Origin of the sequence: Actinomycetospora aeridis (assembly GCF_037400275.1) — a bacterium.
GTDB classification, from domain to species: Bacteria; Actinomycetota; Actinomycetes; order Mycobacteriales; family Pseudonocardiaceae; genus Actinomycetospora; species Actinomycetospora aeridis.
The window spans coordinates 228,543-245,644 of the sequence record NZ_JBBEGL010000007.1 but is presented as its reverse complement, the minus strand read 5'-3'; the positions used below and the strand labels follow the sequence as shown (position 1 = coordinate 245,644).

Here is a 17,102-nt window from a genome sequence, read left to right as displayed (position 1 = left end):
CGTCCCGGCTCCATGGAGCTGCGGACCTCCGCCGGCGCGGTGCGGGGGATCGACCGGGACGGCCTCGGGGTCTTCCTCGGCCTGCCCTACGCGCAGGCGCCCGCGGGGGAGCGGCGCTTCGCGGCGCCCGCGCCGGTCACCGGGTGGGGCGGCGTGCGGGACGCCACGCGGTACGGGCCGGCCGTGCCGCAGGGGCCGCCCGCGCCCGGGGCGCCCTCGCCGTGGCGCCCGGCGGACGGTCTCGGCGAGCTGACGCTGAACGTGTTCACCCCGGACCCCGGCGGGTCGGGGCTGCCGGTGATCGTCTGGTTCCACGGCGGCGCCTGGGTCCGCGGGTCACCGAGCATGCCGCTCCACGACGGCGGCGCGATGGCGGCGGCGGGCGCGGTCGTCGTGACCGTCGGGTTCCGGCTCGGCGCCGAGGGGTTCCTCGCGCTCCCCGGCGCGCCCGACAACCGCGGGCTGCGCGACCAGATCGCGGCGCTGACGTGGGTGCACGACCACATCGCGTCCTTCGGCGGCGACCCGCACCGGGTCACCGTCGCCGGGCAGTCCGGGGGCGCGTCGTCGGTCGCGGTGCTGCTCGCGTCCCCCGCGACCGAGGGCCTGCTGCACCGCGCGGTCGCGCAGAGCGTGCACGGCGGCTTCCGCACGCCCGGGGAGGCCGCGGGGGTGACGGCCGGGCTCGCCGCGGCGCTGGGCGTCGAGCCCACGGTGGACGGGTTCGGCACCGTGGCCCCCGAGCTCGTCGTCGATGCCCAGGACGCCGGTGCGTTCGGTCCGGTGATCGACGGCGACCTCGTCGTGGGGCAGCCGTGGGAGGGGATCGCCGCGCGACCGCGGCCCGGGGTGCCGCTGCTCGCGACGTGGACCGCCGAGGAGGCCCGGGCGTTCCCGCCGCCGCCCGCCGGGATCGACCCGGCCGACGTCGCCGCGGCGTTCGGTCTCGACCGCGCGGCCGGCGCGGCGTACACCGCGCTCGCGGGCGACGACGCCGTCCTGACGCTGATGTCCGACGCCCTGCACCGGCTGCCGACGCGCTGGACCGCGCGGGCCCACGCCGCCGTGGGCGGGGCCGTGTGGGCCTCGGAGCTCGCGTGGCGCAGCCCGCTGCTCGGCGCCTGCCACCTGCTCGACGTCCCGTTGCTCCTCGGCACCCTCGACGCCCGGCCCGCCGCGCGGATGCTCGGGACGCCACCGCCGCCGGCGGCCGCCGCGCTCGGCGCCGATCTGCGGCGCGCGTGGGTCGACTTCGCCGCCACCGGCGACCCCGGCTGGCCGCCCTACGACCTGGTCACGGGCACCACGCGACGCTGGGACGTCGTCCCGACCGACGGGGACGACCCCCTGGCGGCGTCCGACACGATCTGGGCATCCGGGGGAGCATGATCTCCGCAGCGGGCAGGAGGGGTGCGTGACGAGGCGGGCGGTGGAGTGCGCGGCGGGGGCCGCCGCGGCGGCGGCGCTGCTCGTCCCCGAGACCATCCGCCGGGAGCGGCGCGGCGCGTGGCCGGTGCTGCTCGCCGCCCGGCCCGCGCTCGCGGCCGGGGTCGGCACCCTGGCCGGCGCCCTGGTCGCCGCGGCGCCGCGGGCCCGCCCGGCCGCCCTCGGCGCGGCCGCCGTCGCGGGTGCGGTGCTGGCCGACCCGCGCCGGCGTGCGCGCGTCACCCCGGGCCCGACGCGGCTCACCGTGCTCGTCGCCAACGTCTGGCAGGGCCGCGCCGACCCCGCCGGGCTCGCCGCGATCCTGCGGGCCGAGCGCCCCGACCTCGCGGTGCTGCCCGAGGCCGGGGAGCGGTTCCTCGCGCGGCTCAAGGAGCACATCGCGGGTTCCGACGACGACCTGCACTACAGCGCCTGCGCCGCCCCGCCGCCGCACCCGCACCGCCACGTGCCCGACGATCCGGACGGCCCCTGGACCACGGTCCTCACCGCGCCCGGTCTCGGCGACGTCCGCGTGACGCCCGTGCAGGCCGGCGGGCTCTACGGGTGGCTCGAGGTGCGGGGTGGCGGGCTGGACGGCGTGCGCGTGCTCGCCGTGCACTCCGTGGCGCCGGTGCACGGCCGGGTCCGGCGCTGGGCCTCCGAGCTCGAGCTCGTCGCGGCGTGGCGCACCGCGGCGGGCGGCCCCACCGTGATCGCCGGTGACCTCAACACCACCACCGAGCACCGCGCCCTCGCCGCGCTCGGCGACGTCCGGGCCCCCGCCGGTCCGCCGACCTGGCCGTCGCGCTGGCCCCGGTGGCTCGGGTTCCGGATCGACCACGTGCTCGCGGGCGGCGGGATCGCGGTGCGCGCCACGCGCGTGCTCGACCTGCCGGGCAGTGACCACCGCGCGGTGCTCGCGCACCTCGGGTGATCAGGCCACCTCGAACGTGGCCCCGCTGCCCATCCCTGTGATCCACTCCGGCACCGGCTCGTAGCTCGTCCACCGCAGCGGAGTCGCGACGGCGGCGGCGCCGACGAGCCAGGTGCGGATCTCGTGCCCGCCCGTGCCCGCCTCCTTCTCCAGGCCGTCGTGGCCCAGCTCGGTGATCGCGTCGAGGTCGCCCGCGGTGAGGCGGTCGAGGAACCACCGGTCCCAGGCGTCGTTGACGCGCGCGTCCGGGTCGCCGCCCATGGCCCGCACCTTCGGCTCCCGGGCGGCGGCGAACGCCTGCGCGTCCCGGCGCCCGTGGATGAGCGAGGCGCGCTTGTCGCCCGCCACCGTCGGGTCGCGCGGATCGTTCGACGGCAGCCAGTGCGACAGCCCGCCGCTGGCGACGAGCAGCACACGGCCGCCCGGGGCCGCGGTCAGCGCGGCGCCCAGGGCGCGGCCGAGCGCGACGCAGCGTCCGAGCGTGGGCAGGGGCGGCGCCGCGGTGTTGACGACGAGCGGGACCAGCGGCACCGACGTCCCGCCGGTCACCATCTCGTAGCCCTGCACGATGCCGTGGTCGACGGTCAGCGAGTACGAGAGCGCGAGGTCGAACCCGGCGTCGGTGAGCCCGTCGTACACCGACCACGCGAGGTCGGCGGCCACCGGCAGCGGCCCCGACGTGCTGCCGAAGTCGCCGAACCCGACGGCCTCCTCCACGCCCAGCACGAACGGGGGCATGACGTCGTAGAAGTTGCCGTGGAAGTGGTCCGGACCCACGACCACGACGGTGTCCGGGGCCAGCCGGGTCACCGCGGCGCGCACGCGGGCGGCGTCGGCGAGGAACGGCGCGCCCGGCGCGTCCGGCCCGGTCGGCGGCAGGAGCGTCGCGAACGGCGAGTGGGACATCCCCACGAAGCCGACGATCTCGCTCATGCCTCGACCGCCACCGCGCCGAGGAAGGCCTCGTGCTGCTCGACGAACTCGCCCGGCTTCTCCCACTGCGGCCAGTGCCCCGCGCCGGTGATCACGTGCAGCCGCCCGTCCGGGAGCCAGCCGAGCAGCATCTGCGCCTCGTCGAGACCCCCGGTGGGGTCGTGGTCGGTCCACAGCAGCAGCGTCGGCGCGGTGATCCGCCCGACCCAGGACGGGTCCCAGCTGAACCGCGCGCGGGTCACCGGGTCCTGCAGCACGAGGATGTTGTCGACCGCGCGACGGAACCCCTCGCGGGTGTAGACGCCGCGGCGCAGGGCCACGAGCTCGTCGGTGACCATGCTCTTGTCGTGGAAGAGCCACGCCACGCGGGCGCGCACCGTCGCGTCGGAGGGATCCTCGACGGCGGCCGTCGTGCTCGCGACCAGCCGCTGCATCACCTCGGGCTTGTTCGCGATGTTGCCCGGCGTGTTGAGGACGATCCGCTCGACGCGCTCGGGGTGGTGCGCGGCGGTCCACGCGACGACCCATCCGCCCAGCGACTCGCCGGACAGGTGCGCGGACGCGATGCCGAGCGCGTCCATCAGCCCGAGCAGGTGGTCGGAGAGGACGTCGACGGTGAAGGGCACGTCGGGCAGGTCGCTCCAGCCGTGGCCGACCATGTCGTAGGCGGTGACGCGGAAGCTCCGCGCGAGCCCGGCGATGTCGCGGGCGTACGCCTCGAGGTGCCCGCCCGTCCCGTGGAGCAGGACGAGGTCGGGGCCGGAGCCGGCGCGGAGGACCCGGGTGCGGACACCCGCGACGTCCACGTGACGCAGCTCGTGGTCGACGTCGGCGAGCTCGGCCCAGATGCTGATGTGGTCGCTCACGACGGATCCTCCTTGAACATCGCTCGCGCCTCGGCGACGGTGACCAGCCCGGCGCTCTGGCGCCGGTTGACCCCGAGCGCGCCGAGCAGCCGCGAGTTCTCGATCGTCAGGAACTCGACCGGGTGCTCGGTCGAGGCGTTGTGGTGGCGGTGCCAGGTCCACGGCGGCGTGTAGACGAAGCTTCCGGTCGCCCACTCGACGGTCTCGTCCTCGATCTCGCTGTAGCCCTCGCCGGAGATCACGAAGTGGACCGTCTCGTGGTGGTGGCGCTGCATGTCCGAGCTGCTCGACGGCGGGATCGTCTGCCGGAACAGCTCGAAGGTCGCGGTCGGGAGGTTCCCGACGACCGACAGCGCGGTCGGGTTGTGCACCTCGCCCGCGGGGAGGGGCTGCAGCTCGTCGGCGTGCACGACGAGCGGGCGCGCGCCGCTCGGCGGCACCTCGGGGTTCAGGCCGGCCAGGAACGCGGCCATGTCGAAGCTGCTCACGGCGTCATCACCACGTCGTCTCCGTCCGTCCGCCGTCCACGGTCAGCACCGTGCCGGTCACGTAGCCCGCACCGGGCGAGGCGAGGAAGGCGATCGCCGCGGCGATCTCGTCGGGGTCGCCGGCTCGGCCCGCCGGGACGACGGTCAGGTCGGCGGCGTCGGCCTGCGCCGCGCTCGCCCCGGTCGCCTCGGCGCGGTGCGCGAGGATGCGCGCCCGCCGCTCGGTCGCGATCGGTCCGGGGGCGACGCAGTTGACGGTGACGCCGTCGGCGGCGACCTCGCCCGCGAGCAGCTTCGCCGCCGCGGTCATCGCCGAGCGCAGCACCGTCGACAGGGCCAGGTCGGGCATGGGCTGGCGGACCGCGGTCGAGGTGACGACGACGACCCGTCCGAAGCCCCGCTCCCGCATGCCGGCGACGACGTTGCGGGCCAGCGCCATGGGCCCGACCAGCAGGAGGTCGGCGGCGTCGCGCCAGTCGTCGGCGTCCACGTCGAGGATCCGTGCGGGCCGCGGGCCACCGGCGTTGAGCACCAGCACCGCGATGTCGCCGAAGCGGTCCTCGACGTCGGCGACCAGGTCGTCCGCGCCCTCCGGGTCGCCGAGGTCCCCGACGACCCAGCGGACCTCCCGCCCCGCGGTCGCCGTCAGGTCCGACGCCGCCGCCCGCAGCGTCTCCTCGGTGCGCCCGGCCAGGACCACGTCCCACCCGTCCAGGCCGAGCCGTGCCGCCGTCGCGCGCCCGATCCCGCTCGCGCCGCCGCCGACCAGCGCCGTGGTTGCCTTGATGACGCCCTCCCTGGATGCTCCCGGTCCGAGAGCGAGCGTGACCTCCCGGGCGAGGAGACAGCGATGGTGAGTCCCACTGACCGGGACAGCCGGGAGGCGGCGGGTGGCCTCGACCGGGCCGCGGCGATCCTCGACGCCTTCGACGCCACCCACCGCGAGCTGACGCTGGCCGCGCTCGTGCACCGCTGTGGCCTGCCGCGCTCGACGACCCACCGCACCGCCGACCGGATGCTGCGCCTGGGCTGGCTGGACAAGCCCGAGGACCGCTACCGCATCGGGCAGCGCCTCTTCGAGCTCTCCGGCCTGGTCCCGATCCGCCACGAGCTGCGCGAGGCGGTGCTGCCGTTCCTGCACGACCTGCACGCCGCGGTGAAGGTCGCGGTGCAGCTCGGGGTGCTGCACGGCACCGAGGTGCTCGTCGTCGAGAAGATCACCGGGCACCGGCCGATGCCGATGCTCTCGCAGGTGGGCGGCACGATCCCCGCGTACTGCTCGGCGCTCGGGCGGGCGATCCTGGCGTGGTCGCCGCCGGAGGCCGTCGGTACCGCGCTCGCGGGGCCGCTCCCGGCGCGGACCCCGCGCACGCTGACCGATCCCGACGCCGTGCGCCGCGAGCTCGCCGCCATCCCCGACCGGGGCTGGGCGATCGAGCGCGAGGAGGGCAACATCGGCGTCTCCTGCGTCGCCGCGCCGATCTTCGGGCCGCTGGGCGAGGTGGTCGCCGCGCTCTCGGTGACCGGCCCGTCCGCGGCGGTGCGCTCCGAGCGCGCGGGCCCGCCGGTGCAGCTCGCGGCCGCGGCGGCGTCGCGGGCCTCCTCGCGTCGGTAGCCGTCCGGCCCCGCTGCGTCATCGGTCCCAGTGAGCGGGACGGAGGGTGGTGCCGTGCGGTGTCCGTTTCCGACGCTGTGACCCCACCCACAGCGAGGAGGCACCGATGTCACTGGGCGGCGGATACATGCTCCCGTCCCGGGAGGGCCGGCAGATCCCGGCGATCGGGATCGGCATCACGGCGAAGGCCACCGGCGAGAACACCCGGGACGCCTACTCGCTGTTCGAGTACGCGGTGCCCGGTGGGGTCAACGGGCCGCCGCCGCACGTGCACACCCGCGAGGACGAGTCGTTCATCTGCCTCGCCGGCAAGCTCGACGTGATGCTCGGCGGCGAGGACGTCACGCTGGGCGCGGGCGACTACCTGCTGCTGCCCCGCGACGTCGTCCACACCTTCCGCAACCCGTACGACGACGAGGCCCGCGTCATCTCCGTGGTCTCCCCGGCCGGGCTCGAGGCCTACTACCAGGCGCTCGCGGACCTGCCGCCGGGCAAGCGGGACATCGCGGTGATGCAGTCGATCATGGCGGACTTCGGCATCGAGCTGCGCCTGCCCGCGGGGAGCCCGTCGTGAGGATCGGCATCGTCGGCGCCGGGGTCGCCGGGCTCGTCACCGCGAAGGTCCTCACCGAGGTCGGCCACGACGTCGTCGTCTACGACCGCACCCCCGACGTCGGCGGCGTCTGGAGCGCGACCCGCCGCTACCCGGGCCTGTGCACGCAGAGCCCGCGCGACACCTACGCGTTCTCCGACTTCCCGATGCCGCGCGACCTGCCCGAGTGGCCGTCCGGCGAGCAGGTGCAGGCCTACCTCGCCGCCTACGCCGCGCACACGGGGGTCGAGGAGCTGCTGCGCCTGGGGACCGAGGTGATCTCGGCGGTGCCGGGCGACGTCGGCTGGGTGCTCACCACGTCGGCCGGCACCGACACCGTCGACCACCTCGTCGTCGCCAACGGCGTGTTCTGCGAGCCCTCGGTGCCGGCGTTCCCGGGCGTCGAGGAGTACACCGCGGCCGGCGGGCGGGTGCTGCCCGCGACCGAGCTGCACGACGCGGAGTCGGTGCGCGACCGGCACGTCGTCGTCCTCGGCTACGGCAAGACCGCGTGCGACGTGGCGGTCGCGGTGGGGCCGACCGCGGCGTCGACGACGGTCGTGGCGCGCCAGCTCGTGTGGAAGGTGCCGCGCTGGGTCGGCGGGTTCCTCAACTTCAAGCACCTGCTGCTCACCCGCCTCGGCGAGTCGCTGTTCCGCTACCGCTACCTGCGCGGGATCGAGACGTTCCTGCACGGCCCCGCGAACGGGCTGCGCAGCCGGATCCTCGACTCCCTCGGCCCGGTGTCGTCGCGCCAGTTCGGGCTGCGCGAGCTGGACCTCGTGCCGCGGGGCTGCTTCGAGGACATCGTGCGCGGCGCGATCGGCCTGACCACCGACGGCTTCTACGACGCCGTGCGCGCCGGCGAGATCGGGGTGCGCCGCGACCGCACGATCACGCGGCTGCTCGAGAAGGACGGCGCCCCGCACGTCGAGCTCGACGACGGGTCCGTGCTGCGCGCCGACGTGCTCGTCTGCGCCACCGGCTTCCGTCAGGGCGTGCCGTTCCTGCCCGACGACGTCGTCGCGCGCCTGCACGACGAGCGCGGCAACTTCCTGCTCTACCGCCAGATCCTCCCGACCGACGTCGAGGACCTGACCTTCGCGGGCTACAACTCCTCGTTCTTCAGCCCGCTCAACGCCGAGATGGCGGCGGCGTGGATCGCCGCGCACCTCGCCGGGGAGGTCGACCTGCCCTCCCCGGCCGCCCGGCGCCTGGCCGTCGACGAGCAGATCGCGTTCATGGACTCCGCGACCGACGGCCACCACGCCCACGGCACGAAGATCATCCCGTTCTCGCTGCACAACGTCGACGAGGTGCTCGGCGACCTCGACCTCGACATCTCCCGCGGCGCCCGGTTCAAGCAGTACCTCAACCCCGTCGACCCCTCGGCCTACGCGGGCGTGGCGCCGCGGCTGCGGGAGCGGCTGGGGTCGCCGGACCCCCACCGGAGGTCGGTCGCTCAGGCGTGATCGCGGTCCGGGTGACGATCGCTCTCATATCTGAGTGCGATCGTCACCGAGACCGCGATCTCGGGGGAACCCGGATGGATCCACGGGGCGCCCGGTTGCGTCGAACCCCGTATGAGCACCCCGTCCGCCGAGTCCACGATCCGACGTCATGTCCGCGCCCAGCACGGCGTGGTGAGTCTCCGCCAGGCCCGCGCCGCCGGGCTGAGCGACGCCACCATCCGCCGTCGCGTCGCCGCGCGGGCCTGGTTGCCCGTGGGTCCGTGCGTGTTCCTCGTGGCGGAGTACGAGGAGACGCCCGCGTCGCGCACGGTCGCGGCGATGCTGTCGGTCGGCGAGGGCGCGGTGCTCGTCGGCCTCTCGGCGGCGTGGTGGTGGGACCTCTACGAGCGCCCGCCCGCGACGACGGAGATCGCGGTGGGCCGTGGGCGCCAGGTACGTCCGCGTGACGGGGTCCGGTCGTGGCGACGCGACATCGCCCCCGCCGACCGGACGCGGTACCGCGGGCTGGCCGTGACGTGCCGCCCGGCGACGGTCCTGGACGCCGCGGCGGTCCTTGGCCGGCAGGGCGGGGCGCACCTGATGGACAACGCGCTGCTGCGACGGCGGGTCTCGCTCGCCGCGCTGAGCGAGGCCCACCACCGCACCCTGGGGCGGCGTGGGTCCCCGATGGCCGGGAAGCTGCTGGCCCTCGCCGCGGGTGGCGCAAGGTCGGAGGCGGAGCGGCGGGCGCACCGGTTGATGCGCGGCGCCGGCATCGGCGGGTGGACGGCGAACACCGAGATCGTCGTCCCCGGGTACGGCTGCCTTCTCGGCGACGTGGTGTTCGCCGCGGAGAAGGTCGTGCTCGAGATCGACGGGTGGGCGTACCACCGCGGACAGCGCGCCTTCCTGCTCGACGGGCCGCGGCAGTCCGCGCTGGTCGCGGCCGGCTGGGCCGTGCTGCGGACCCACTGGCACGAGCTGACCGGCGACCCCGACGGGTTCCTCGCGACGCTGCGCCGAACCCTGGCGTCGAGATCGCTGTTCCGGTGACGATCGCTGTCAGATATGAGTGCGATCGTCACCCGGACGACGATCACGGTCGGCGAGCAGCGCCCGCGCGGTGACGGCGAGCGCCCCCAGGTAGGCGAGCGCGCACGCCGCGAGCACCCCCAGGGCCGGGGCGCCGAGGGCGTCGAGCGGCAGCGTCCGGAAGGCGTGGACGAGCAGCACGGCGAGGGCGAGGCCGACCGCGCCGACCATCGCCGCCAAGGGGGCGCGGCGGTTGCGCCACGCGGTGCCGGCGAGCAGGACCGCGGGCACCGCGAGCAGCAGCAGCCCGTGGACGCCGACGGCGTGGGGGAGCACGAGGTCGCCGCCCGCGGTGGCCGGGCGGAAGCCCGCGAGGTCGGGGCCCACGGTGGCGGGGTCGGGGCCGAAGTACGCGCCGGTGCGCCCGAACCCGCTGCCGATCCCACCCCGGTAGACGCCGCTGTTCGTGGAGATCATGACCAGGCCGACCGCACAGCCGGCGAGCAGCACGCCGACCCCGCCGGCGACACCCAGGCGCAGGGCCGGGGGCGCCGGCGTCCGGAGCGTGGCCACGAGCAGCACGACCATGCCGACGACGAACACCGCCGCCGTGCCGGCCGCGCCGCCGCGCATGAGGGCGGCGTCGAGCGGGGTCGTGAAGTTGTAGTGGCTCGGCACGTCGCGCCACGCCTGGACCGCGATGATCGCGGTCTCACCGATCCCGAAGGCGAGCACCGTGGCGCCGACGACGTGGCGCTGGCAGGCGCGGGTGCGCAGCGCGGGCAGGACGACCGCGACCGACCAGCACAGCAACCAGCCGGTCTCGGCGAACGTCGCCGGCTTGCGCAGCGACACCGGGCCGCCGACAGGTCCGCCGAGCAGCACCAGCGCGACCACGTGCACGACCATCGCGACCAGCAGCACCGCGCCGGCCGCCCACAGCACCCGCGGCCAGGTGGGGGTGGCGGCCATGGCAAGTCCTTCTCGTGAGAAACGATGACAAGATGTAACGGTCGACGTCACGGTATCGTTTGTCAAGAGCTATGGTTCCGGGCGTGACGCCGAGCGACCCGCCGCCCGTGGGCAGCGCCTTCCTCCTCACGCAGCTGGGCACCCACGCCGCGCAGGCCTTCGCGACGCGGATCGGTGAGCTCGACCTGACCCCGCCGCAGACCGGGCTGCTCCGCGCGATCGCGGGCGCGCCCGGCAGCAGCCAGCAGGCGCTCGCCGAGCTGCTCGGCACGCCGGCGACGCGGCTCGTCGCGCTCGTCGACGGTCTCGAGGAGCGCGGGCTCGTGGAGCGCCGGCGCAACCCGTCCGACCGGCGCCTCCACGCGGTCCACCTCACCGACCCCGGGACGGCGCTCATGGCCGACATCGGCCGCGTCGCCCGGCAGCACGACGACGCCGTGCTCGCCGCGCTCGATCCCACCGAGCGCGCCCGCCTCCACGAGCTCCTGGCGAAGGTCGCGGTCGACCAGGGCCTCACGCCCGGCGTGCACCCCGGGTACAAGACGCTGCGTTGACGCGGTGTGCGGTCCGGCCGGGGCCGGGCACCACGTCCCATGTCACCCACCGGGCGCTCCGTCCTCGCCGGCGTCCTCATCGGGGTGGGCGTGGCGGCCTTCCTCGACGAGACCGTCTTCCACCAGCTGCTGCACTGGCACCACTTCTACGACGGCGCGGGGCTCGAGGCCGGGCTGGTCTCCGACGGCGTCTTCCACGCGGGCGGCTGGATCGCGATCGTCGTCGGGCTGTTCCTGTTCGCCGACCTGCAGCGCCGCCACCTCACCGTCCCGAAGCGCGTGTGGGCGGGCGGCCTGCTCGGGTGGGGCGTCTTCCAAGTCTACGACGGCTTGTTCCAGCACAAGGTGCTGGGGCTGCACCAGATCCGCTACGAGGTCGACCTGCTGCCCTACGACCTCGCCTGGAACCTCAGCGGCGCGCTCGGCATCGTCGTCGGCGCGGTGCTGCTGACCGGGCGGGCGAGGCAGGTGGAGGCGGCGTGAGCGGCATGCACGAGCACGGCGGGGGCGCCGGGTGGTGGCCGGTGCTCGCGGTGCTGGCGGTCGCCGTGCCCTACCTCGCGGCCGGCCTGCGCCTGCACCGCCGCGGGGACCGCTGGCCCGCCTCGCGCTGGGCCGCCGCCGCGGGCGGAGTGGCCGCGCTGGCCACGGCCCTGGCGCTGCCGCCTGCCCCGTTCGCCGTGCACGTCGTGGGCCACCTGCTGCTGGCCATGCTCGGGCCGTTGCTGCTCGCGCTCGCGGCCCCCGTGACGCTCGCGCTGCGCGCCCTGCCCGCGACCGGCCGCCGGCGCCTGCTGCGCGTCCTGCACAGCCCGCCGGCACGCGTGATCGTCACCCCGCCCGTGGTGCTCGTGCTCGAGCTCGGCGGGATGTTCGCCTTCTACCTCACCGACCTCTTCGCCCTCGCGCACGCGCACCCGCTCGTCATGGCGGTGGTCGACCTGCACATGGTGCTCGCGGGCCTGCTGCTCGCCGTGGTCCTCGTCGGCGCCGACCCGCTCCCGCGACGTCCGCGCCTCGCCGTTTCCCTGCTCACGCTGCTGGTCGCCGCGGCTGGCCACGACGTGCTCGCCAAGCTCATGTACGCGCGCACCCTGCCCGCACAGGGCGGCACCCCGGCGGAGATCCGGCTCGGCGCTCAGGTCATGTACTACGGCGGCAGCGCGGTGGAGATCGCGCTCGCCGTCGCGATCATGGCCGGCTGGTACGCCCGCGGCGGGCGCGAGCTGCGGCGCGGTGTCAGGAGGACGGCTCAGGCTGCGGAGCCGGCGGGGACCCGAGCACGCGGGTGAGGGCGGCGAGCAGCTCGGGCACGTCGTCGCGGGGGACGACGGCCTGCACGAGCGTCACCCGCGCCGGACCGGTCGTGGCGTCGGCGAAGGCCGCGCGGAGCTCGCCGACGGTCGTCGCCCGGGTGGCCACCAGGTGCTCGCCGCCACCGACGGCCCGCGCGAGCGCGGGCCAGTCCCAGGGCGTGATGTCGTTGTACGGCTCCGCCGGCCCGTGGATCGCGCGCTCGACGGTGTAGCCGTCGTTGTCGACGACGACGATCACTGCCGGGATCCGCTCGCGGAGCACGGTGGCGAGCTCGGTCGCGGTCATCTGCGCGGCGCCGTCGCCGATCAGCAGCACCCCGCGGTGACCGGGCATCGCCGTGCAGGTCCCGAGCAGCGCCGGCAGCGTGTAGCCGATCGACGCCCACAACGGCTGCCCGACGAAGGTGACGCCGGCGGGCAGGCGGTGCGGTGCCATCCCGTAGAAGCTCGTGCCCTGGTCGGCGAGCACGATGTCGCCGCCGCGCAGGAACCCGCTGACCTCGGCCCACAGGGTGTTCTGGCGGAGCGCCTGGCCGTCCGGGGCGGCGTCGGCGGCCGGTGTGGGCTCGGCGAGCGGCGCCGACGGCGCGGGGCCCTCACGGCGGTCGGCGAGCTCGGCGACGAGGGGTTCGAGCGCCGCGAGCGCGGTGGGCAGCTCGATCGGCGAGAACGTCGCCGCCCCGACCGTCGCGGCCCGCGGGCCGATGTCGATGGTGCGCCGGCGCGTGATCCGCTGGGTGAACATGCCGCTGTTGAGGTCGGTGAACACGACACCGGCCACGACGAGCACCGCGGCGTCCTCGACCGCGGTGCGCGTGGCGGGCGGGCTCGTGGCCCCGGTGTAGGTGCCGGCGAACCGTGGCGCGCTCTCGTCGACGAGGCTCTTCGCCCACGGCGTCACCGCGTGCGGCAGCGGCCCGGCGGCGAGCAGCCGGGCGAGCGTCTCGCCCGCCCCGAGCCGGTGGACGGTGAGCCCGGCCAGCAGCGTGACGTCCTCGGGCGTCGACGCCGACTCCAGCAGGCGCCGCGCGGCGTCGACGAAGCCCGCGAGGGCCTCGGGGTCGGTGGTGTCGACGGCCGCGGGCAGGGCCGCGCGTGACCGCTCCGCCGGGCCGGCGGCGACGTCGGCGGGAATGACGAGGTAGCCGGGCAGGCGCCGGTCGCGGACCTCGCGCAGCACCCGGTCGATCTCCTCGACGGCGTTCTCGTGGGTCAGCGAGGCCCGCGCGCACGTGATGTCGGCGTGCATCGCGGTGAAGTGGCCGAACAACCCGTCGCCCAGCGTGTGGTGCACCGGCCGGTGCTGCGCCTGCGACGTCAGGGCGGGCGCGCCGACGACGTGCACCACCGGGACGTGCTCGGCGAACGCCCCGGCGATCGCGTTGATCGCGGACAGCTCGCCCACCCCGAACGTCGTGCACAGCGCGGCGATCCCGCGCAGGCGCCCGTAGCCGTCCGCCGCGTAACCGGCGTTGAGCTCGTTGGTGCAGCCCGTCCAGCGCACGGTCGGGTGGTGGGTGACGTGGTCGAGCATCGCGAGGCTGTAGTCGCCGGGGACCCCGAAGACGCGGTCCACCCCCAGCTCCGCCAGCCGGTCGACGAGGTGGTCGGCGACGGTGTATCCGCTCACGCGGGGCAGACTCCCATCAGCTCAGGGCTCGGGCCAGGACCGAGGCCGGCGGGGTCACGATCGGGAGGAGAGCCGTGCCGACATCGTCCGCCCTGCAGGTGTCCGACGAGGTGCGCGCGGCCGTGGACGCCGGCCGGCCCGTGGTGGCCCTCGAGACGACGATCCTCACCCACGGCCTGCCGCGTCCCCGCAACCTCGAGGTCGCGCGCGGGGCCGAGGAGCTGCTGCGCGCCGCGGGCGTGGTCCCCGCGACCGTCGGCGTCGTCGGCGGCCGGCCCGTCGTCGGGCTCACCGACGAGGAGATCACGCACCTCGCCGCGGGGGACGGGGTCGAGAAGCTCAGCGTCCGCGACCTGCCGGTCGCCGTGGCCCGCGGCACCGACGGCGGGACGACGGTCGCGGCGACCGCGCTGCTCGCCCACCGGGCCGGCGTCGGCGTGTTCGCGACGGGCGGGCTCGGCGGCGTCCACCGCGGCGCGGCGACGACGTTCGACGAGTCCGCCGACCTCGTGGCACTCGCCGGGGTGCCGATCCTCGTGGTGTCGGCGGGGGTGAAGTCGATCCTCGACGTCCCGGCGACGCTGGAGCGGCTCGAGACCCTCAACGTCACCGTGCTCGGGTACCGCACCGACGCGTTCCCCGGCTTCTACGTCAGCGACGCGGGGGTCCAGGTGCCGGCCCGGGTCGACGGGCCGGAGGAGGCCGCCGCCGTCGTGCACGCCCGCGACGCGCTGGGCCTGCGCGGTGCGGTGCTGCTGGCGAACCCGGTGGCCACGCAGGCGCAGCTCGACGTCGCGGAGCACCGGGCGGTGCTCGACGCGGCGCTCGCGGAGGCCGCCGCGCGGGGGATCGCCGGCCACGACACGACGCCGTTCCTGCTCGACCACGTCCACCGGGCCACCGGGGGTCGCAGCCTCGACGTCAACGTCGCGGTGTACCGCGGCAACGTGGCGCTCGCCGGCCGGGTCGCGGCGTCACTCGCGGGAGGCATGATCCAGGAATGACCCGGCGGGTTCCCGGGTACGCGCCGGGCGCCCGGTGTGGGCACCATGGGCGGTGACGGACCGATCGGGCGAGGGGAGACGCGGTGACCATGCAGGGCAGCGAGGTCGACTGGGACGCGGAGCGCTCGGCCTTCGTGGCCGAGGACGCGACCGAGCGGTCCCGGGGTCGCGACGGCTACCCGAAGAACGGGACGGGCCCGGCCGGCGGTCCGCGCATCGGGCTGCTGTCGCACGCGGTCGGCGACCTCACGCGCCGGCTGCTCGCCGCGCCCGGCGCCGGCGGGATGGACGACCTCCTCGCGCGCGTGGTCGAGGTCGCCACCGACGTCGTCGCCGGGGCCGACGTGGTCAGCGTGACGCTGCGCCGCGGCGGCCACGACGGCTACTCGACGCCCGCGTTCTCCCACGAGCTCGCGGTGCGGCTCGACGCCGTGCAGTACCAGCACGAGGAAGGGCCCTGCGTCCGCGCGCTCGAGGCGGGCGGGCTCGGCGTCGCCGGGAGCGAGGACCTCGCCCACGACAGCACGTTCCCCCGGTTCGGTCCGCCGGCCGCGGAGCTCGGGGTCGGCAGCGTCTTCGCGGTCGGGCTCTTCCCCGTCGGCGAGAAGCGCCCCGTGCGCGGGGCGCTGAACCTCTACCGCTTCGCCACCGGGGGCCTCGACCAGACCGACCGGGAGGCGGCGCTCCTGCTGGCCGCCCACGTCTCGACGGCCCTCGCGTACGTGACGGCCACCGAGGCCTCCGAGCTGCACGACCTCCAGTTCCAGACCGCGCTCGACTCGCGCGACATCATCGGCCAGGCCAAGGGCATCCTCATGGAGCGGCGCGGCCTCGACGCCGGGGCGGCGTTCGACGTGCTGCGGCGGGCCTCGCAGGACCTCAACGTCAAGCTGCGCGACGTCGCGGCCACGCTCGCGGAGCGCCGCGCCGAGCTCTGACGGGTGCTCCCGACCGGTCGTGGGCGAGGATCACCGCATGGCCGACGAGGACGCCACCCAGGGCGCAGCACCCCGATCGCAGCGGGCCCGTGAGGCGCTGGGTCGCGCGGGACGCCGGGCACGCGAGCTCGACCGCTCCGAGGGGCTGCGGACCGCCGTGCAGCGCGTGCGCCGTGCCCTGCCCGGCGATGCGCACTTCGGCGACCCGCTCTCGCTCGGCGGGGCCCGGCACGCCGAGTTCGCCGGCCGCGCGGTGGTGGGGCTGACCGGCGACCGGCCCGGCGTCACCCGCGAGGTCGGGCTCGGCGGGCTGCAGCTGTGGCAGGCGGTGCTCGAGCGCTTCGGCGGCGGGACCGGCGACCGCGAGATCGTGCTGGTGTTCACCGACCTCGTCGAGTTCTCCCGCTGGGCGCTGGAGGCCGGCGACGACGAGGTGCAGCGCGTGCTGCGCGCCGTCAGCGAGGCCTGGGAGACGCCGATGACCGACCGCGCCGGCACGGTGGTCAAGCGTCTCGGCGACGGGCTGATGGCCGCGTTCGCCGATCCGGCCGCGGCGCTCGAGGCGGTGTTCGCCGCGCGCGACCGGCTGGCCGGCGTGCAGGTCGCGGGATGGACGCCGCGGATGCGGGCGGGGCTGCACCTCGGGCGGCCCCGCCGCGTCGGCGGCGACTACCTCGGTGTCGCCGTGAACACCGCCGCGCGCCTGGGCGACCGGGCCGGTGCCGGCGAGGTCCTCGTCAGCGGCGACCTGCTCGGCCGCCTCGACGAGGCGTCGCTGTCGGTGCGCCGCAAGCGGTGGCACACGAAGCTGAAGGGCACTCCCGAGGACCTGCAGATCTTCGCGGTCGACCGCCCCTAGACATGCCTATGTGAGCGAACTCGGGGCTTATAGACCCCAAGTTCGCTCACATGGGGTGGACGGGTCAGGCGAAGCCGTCGGGGTCGGTGCGCACGGTCTCGTAGGTGCCGTCGCCGTCGGTGTCGACCGCGGCGGTGTCGAAGTCGCCGTCGTCGTCGGTGTCCATGACGATCGTCTCGCCGTAGCCGTTGCCGTTGGTGTCGACCACGCCGGTCTCGAAGGTGCCGTTGTGGTCGGTGTCGGCGACCACGGTGTCGACGCGGCCGTCGCCGTCCTCGTCGGTGGCGGTGGACTCGAGGTGGCCGTGCTCGTCGAGCTGGTAGGTGCCGACCACGCTGCCGTCGGCCTCGTAGATGTTGCCGTCGGCGGCGAAGTGGCGGTCGCTGGCGGTGGTGTCGGCGCTCATGATCGTTGCTCGCTCTCTGTGGAGTGTCCCGGTGCCCCGTGGTGGGCGTTCGGCACTCTGACGGCGCGAGCGGGCACGGATGTTCCC

19 protein-coding genes are annotated in these 17,102 nt (G+C 75.6%); 12 read left to right on the top strand and 7 right to left on the bottom strand.

The genetic code is table 11. From position 1 onward, the window contains the following. Positions 1 to 1,389 (top strand): carboxylesterase/lipase family protein (locus WCD41_RS24800; RefSeq protein WP_337717521.1); only part of this gene is annotated, 1,389 nt, incomplete at its 5' end. Between the two features lie 25 nt (positions 1,390 to 1,414). Further along, positions 1,415 to 2,359 carry an endonuclease/exonuclease/phosphatase family protein gene (locus WCD41_RS24795; RefSeq protein ID WP_337717519.1) on the top strand — a complete coding sequence of 315 codons (945 nt, stop codon included), beginning with the start codon at positions 1,415 to 1,417 and terminating at the stop codon, positions 2,357 to 2,359. Here the strand turns inward: WCD41_RS24795 and WCD41_RS24790 are convergent, their stop codons facing one another. From WCD41_RS24790 to WCD41_RS24775, 4 genes are read right to left on the bottom strand one after another with little or no spacing between them, the layout of a single operon-like run. Further along, complete coding sequence (locus WCD41_RS24790) at positions 2,360 to 3,292, bottom strand: DODA-type extradiol aromatic ring-opening family dioxygenase (RefSeq protein WP_337717517.1); 933 nt, start codon at positions 3,290 to 3,292, stop codon at positions 2,360 to 2,362. After that, a complete protein-coding gene (locus tag WCD41_RS24785) occupies positions 3,289 to 4,158 on the bottom strand; it encodes an alpha/beta fold hydrolase (RefSeq protein WP_337717515.1) in 870 nt (289 codons plus the stop codon). Before WCD41_RS24785 ends, WCD41_RS24790 begins: the two co-directional genes overlap by 4 nt. Continuing rightward, positions 4,155 to 4,646: a cupin domain-containing protein gene (locus WCD41_RS24780; protein WP_337717513.1), complete on the bottom strand. Its 492-nt coding sequence runs from the start codon at positions 4,644 to 4,646 to the stop codon at positions 4,155 to 4,157. The genes WCD41_RS24785 and WCD41_RS24780 overlap by 4 nt, the downstream gene beginning before the upstream one ends. 7 nt (positions 4,647 to 4,653) lie before the next feature. Beyond that, positions 4,654 to 5,415 carry an SDR family oxidoreductase gene (locus tag WCD41_RS24775; RefSeq protein ID WP_337717543.1) on the bottom strand — a complete coding sequence of 254 codons (762 nt, stop codon included), beginning with the start codon at positions 5,413 to 5,415 and terminating at the stop codon, positions 4,654 to 4,656. An 81-nt stretch (positions 5,416 to 5,496) separates the two neighbouring features. On the opposite strand from WCD41_RS24775, the gene WCD41_RS24770 reads away from it, so the two are divergent. From WCD41_RS24770 to WCD41_RS24755, 4 genes are all read left to right on the top strand, one after another. Continuing rightward, positions 5,497 to 6,261 (top strand): IclR family transcriptional regulator, encoded by a 765-nt coding sequence (locus WCD41_RS24770; RefSeq protein WP_337717511.1) that lies wholly within the window; start codon positions 5,497 to 5,499, stop codon positions 6,259 to 6,261. Between the two features lie 106 nt (positions 6,262 to 6,367). Next, positions 6,368 to 6,835: a cupin domain-containing protein gene (locus WCD41_RS24765; protein WP_337717508.1), complete on the top strand. Its 468-nt coding sequence runs from the start codon at positions 6,368 to 6,370 to the stop codon at positions 6,833 to 6,835. Next, positions 6,832 to 8,325 carry a flavin-containing monooxygenase gene (locus WCD41_RS24760; protein WP_337717505.1) on the top strand — a complete coding sequence of 498 codons (1,494 nt, stop codon included), beginning with the start codon at positions 6,832 to 6,834 and terminating at the stop codon, positions 8,323 to 8,325. Before WCD41_RS24765 ends, WCD41_RS24760 begins: the two co-directional genes overlap by 4 nt. 111 nt (positions 8,326 to 8,436) lie before the next feature. After that, positions 8,437 to 9,357, top strand: a complete 921-nt coding sequence (locus WCD41_RS24755) for an endonuclease domain-containing protein (RefSeq protein WP_337717504.1) — start codon at positions 8,437 to 8,439, stop codon at positions 9,355 to 9,357. 9 nt (positions 9,358 to 9,366) lie between these two features. On the opposite strand, the gene WCD41_RS24750 is transcribed toward WCD41_RS24755, so the two are convergent. Next, on the bottom strand, positions 9,367 to 10,308 hold the full coding sequence (locus WCD41_RS24750) for a hypothetical protein (protein ID WP_337717502.1): 942 nt from the start codon (positions 10,306 to 10,308) through the stop codon (positions 9,367 to 9,369). 83 nt (positions 10,309 to 10,391) lie between these two features. Between WCD41_RS24750 and WCD41_RS24745 the strand changes: the two genes are divergently transcribed. Genes WCD41_RS24745 through WCD41_RS24735 form a run of 3 tightly spaced genes read left to right on the top strand, consistent with a single transcriptional unit; the run spans position 10,392 to position 12,154 of the window. After that, positions 10,392 to 10,862 carry a MarR family winged helix-turn-helix transcriptional regulator gene (locus WCD41_RS24745; protein ID WP_337717500.1) on the top strand — a complete coding sequence of 157 codons (471 nt, stop codon included), beginning with the start codon at positions 10,392 to 10,394 and terminating at the stop codon, positions 10,860 to 10,862. A 39-nt stretch (positions 10,863 to 10,901) separates the two neighbouring features. Beyond that, positions 10,902 to 11,345 carry a DUF2243 domain-containing protein gene (locus WCD41_RS24740; protein ID WP_337717498.1) on the top strand — a complete coding sequence of 148 codons (444 nt, stop codon included), beginning with the start codon at positions 10,902 to 10,904 and terminating at the stop codon, positions 11,343 to 11,345. A 5-nt stretch (positions 11,346 to 11,350) separates the two neighbouring features. Further along, positions 11,351 to 12,154 carry a cytochrome c oxidase assembly protein gene (locus tag WCD41_RS24735; RefSeq protein WP_337717541.1) on the top strand — a complete coding sequence of 268 codons (804 nt, stop codon included), beginning with the start codon at positions 11,351 to 11,353 and terminating at the stop codon, positions 12,152 to 12,154. On the opposite strand, the gene WCD41_RS24730 is transcribed toward WCD41_RS24735, so the two are convergent. Then, positions 12,102 to 13,808, bottom strand: coding sequence for an alpha-keto acid decarboxylase family protein (locus tag WCD41_RS24730; RefSeq protein ID WP_337717496.1), 1,707 nt, complete (start codon positions 13,806 to 13,808; stop codon positions 12,102 to 12,104). The genes WCD41_RS24735 and WCD41_RS24730 overlap by 53 nt on opposite strands. A gap of 74 nt (positions 13,809 to 13,882) precedes the next feature. Between WCD41_RS24730 and WCD41_RS24725 the strand changes: the two genes are divergently transcribed. From WCD41_RS24725 to WCD41_RS24715, 3 genes are all read left to right on the top strand, one after another. After that, positions 13,883 to 14,812, top strand: coding sequence for a pseudouridine-5'-phosphate glycosidase (locus tag WCD41_RS24725; protein ID WP_337717494.1), 930 nt, complete (start codon positions 13,883 to 13,885; stop codon positions 14,810 to 14,812). An 89-nt stretch (positions 14,813 to 14,901) separates the two neighbouring features. Next, a complete protein-coding gene (locus WCD41_RS24720; RefSeq protein ID WP_337717539.1) occupies positions 14,902 to 15,750 on the top strand; it encodes a GAF and ANTAR domain-containing protein in 849 nt (282 codons plus the stop codon). A 37-nt stretch (positions 15,751 to 15,787) separates the two neighbouring features. Then, positions 15,788 to 16,609 (top strand): adenylate/guanylate cyclase domain-containing protein, encoded by an 822-nt coding sequence (locus tag WCD41_RS24715; RefSeq protein WP_337717492.1) that lies wholly within the window; start codon positions 15,788 to 15,790, stop codon positions 16,607 to 16,609. A 64-nt stretch (positions 16,610 to 16,673) separates the two neighbouring features. Here the strand turns inward: WCD41_RS24715 and WCD41_RS24710 are convergent, their stop codons facing one another. Further along, positions 16,674 to 17,015 (bottom strand): hypothetical protein, encoded by a 342-nt coding sequence (locus WCD41_RS24710; protein WP_337711555.1) that lies wholly within the window; start codon positions 17,013 to 17,015, stop codon positions 16,674 to 16,676. Between the last annotated feature and the right edge of the window lie 87 nt (positions 17,016 to 17,102).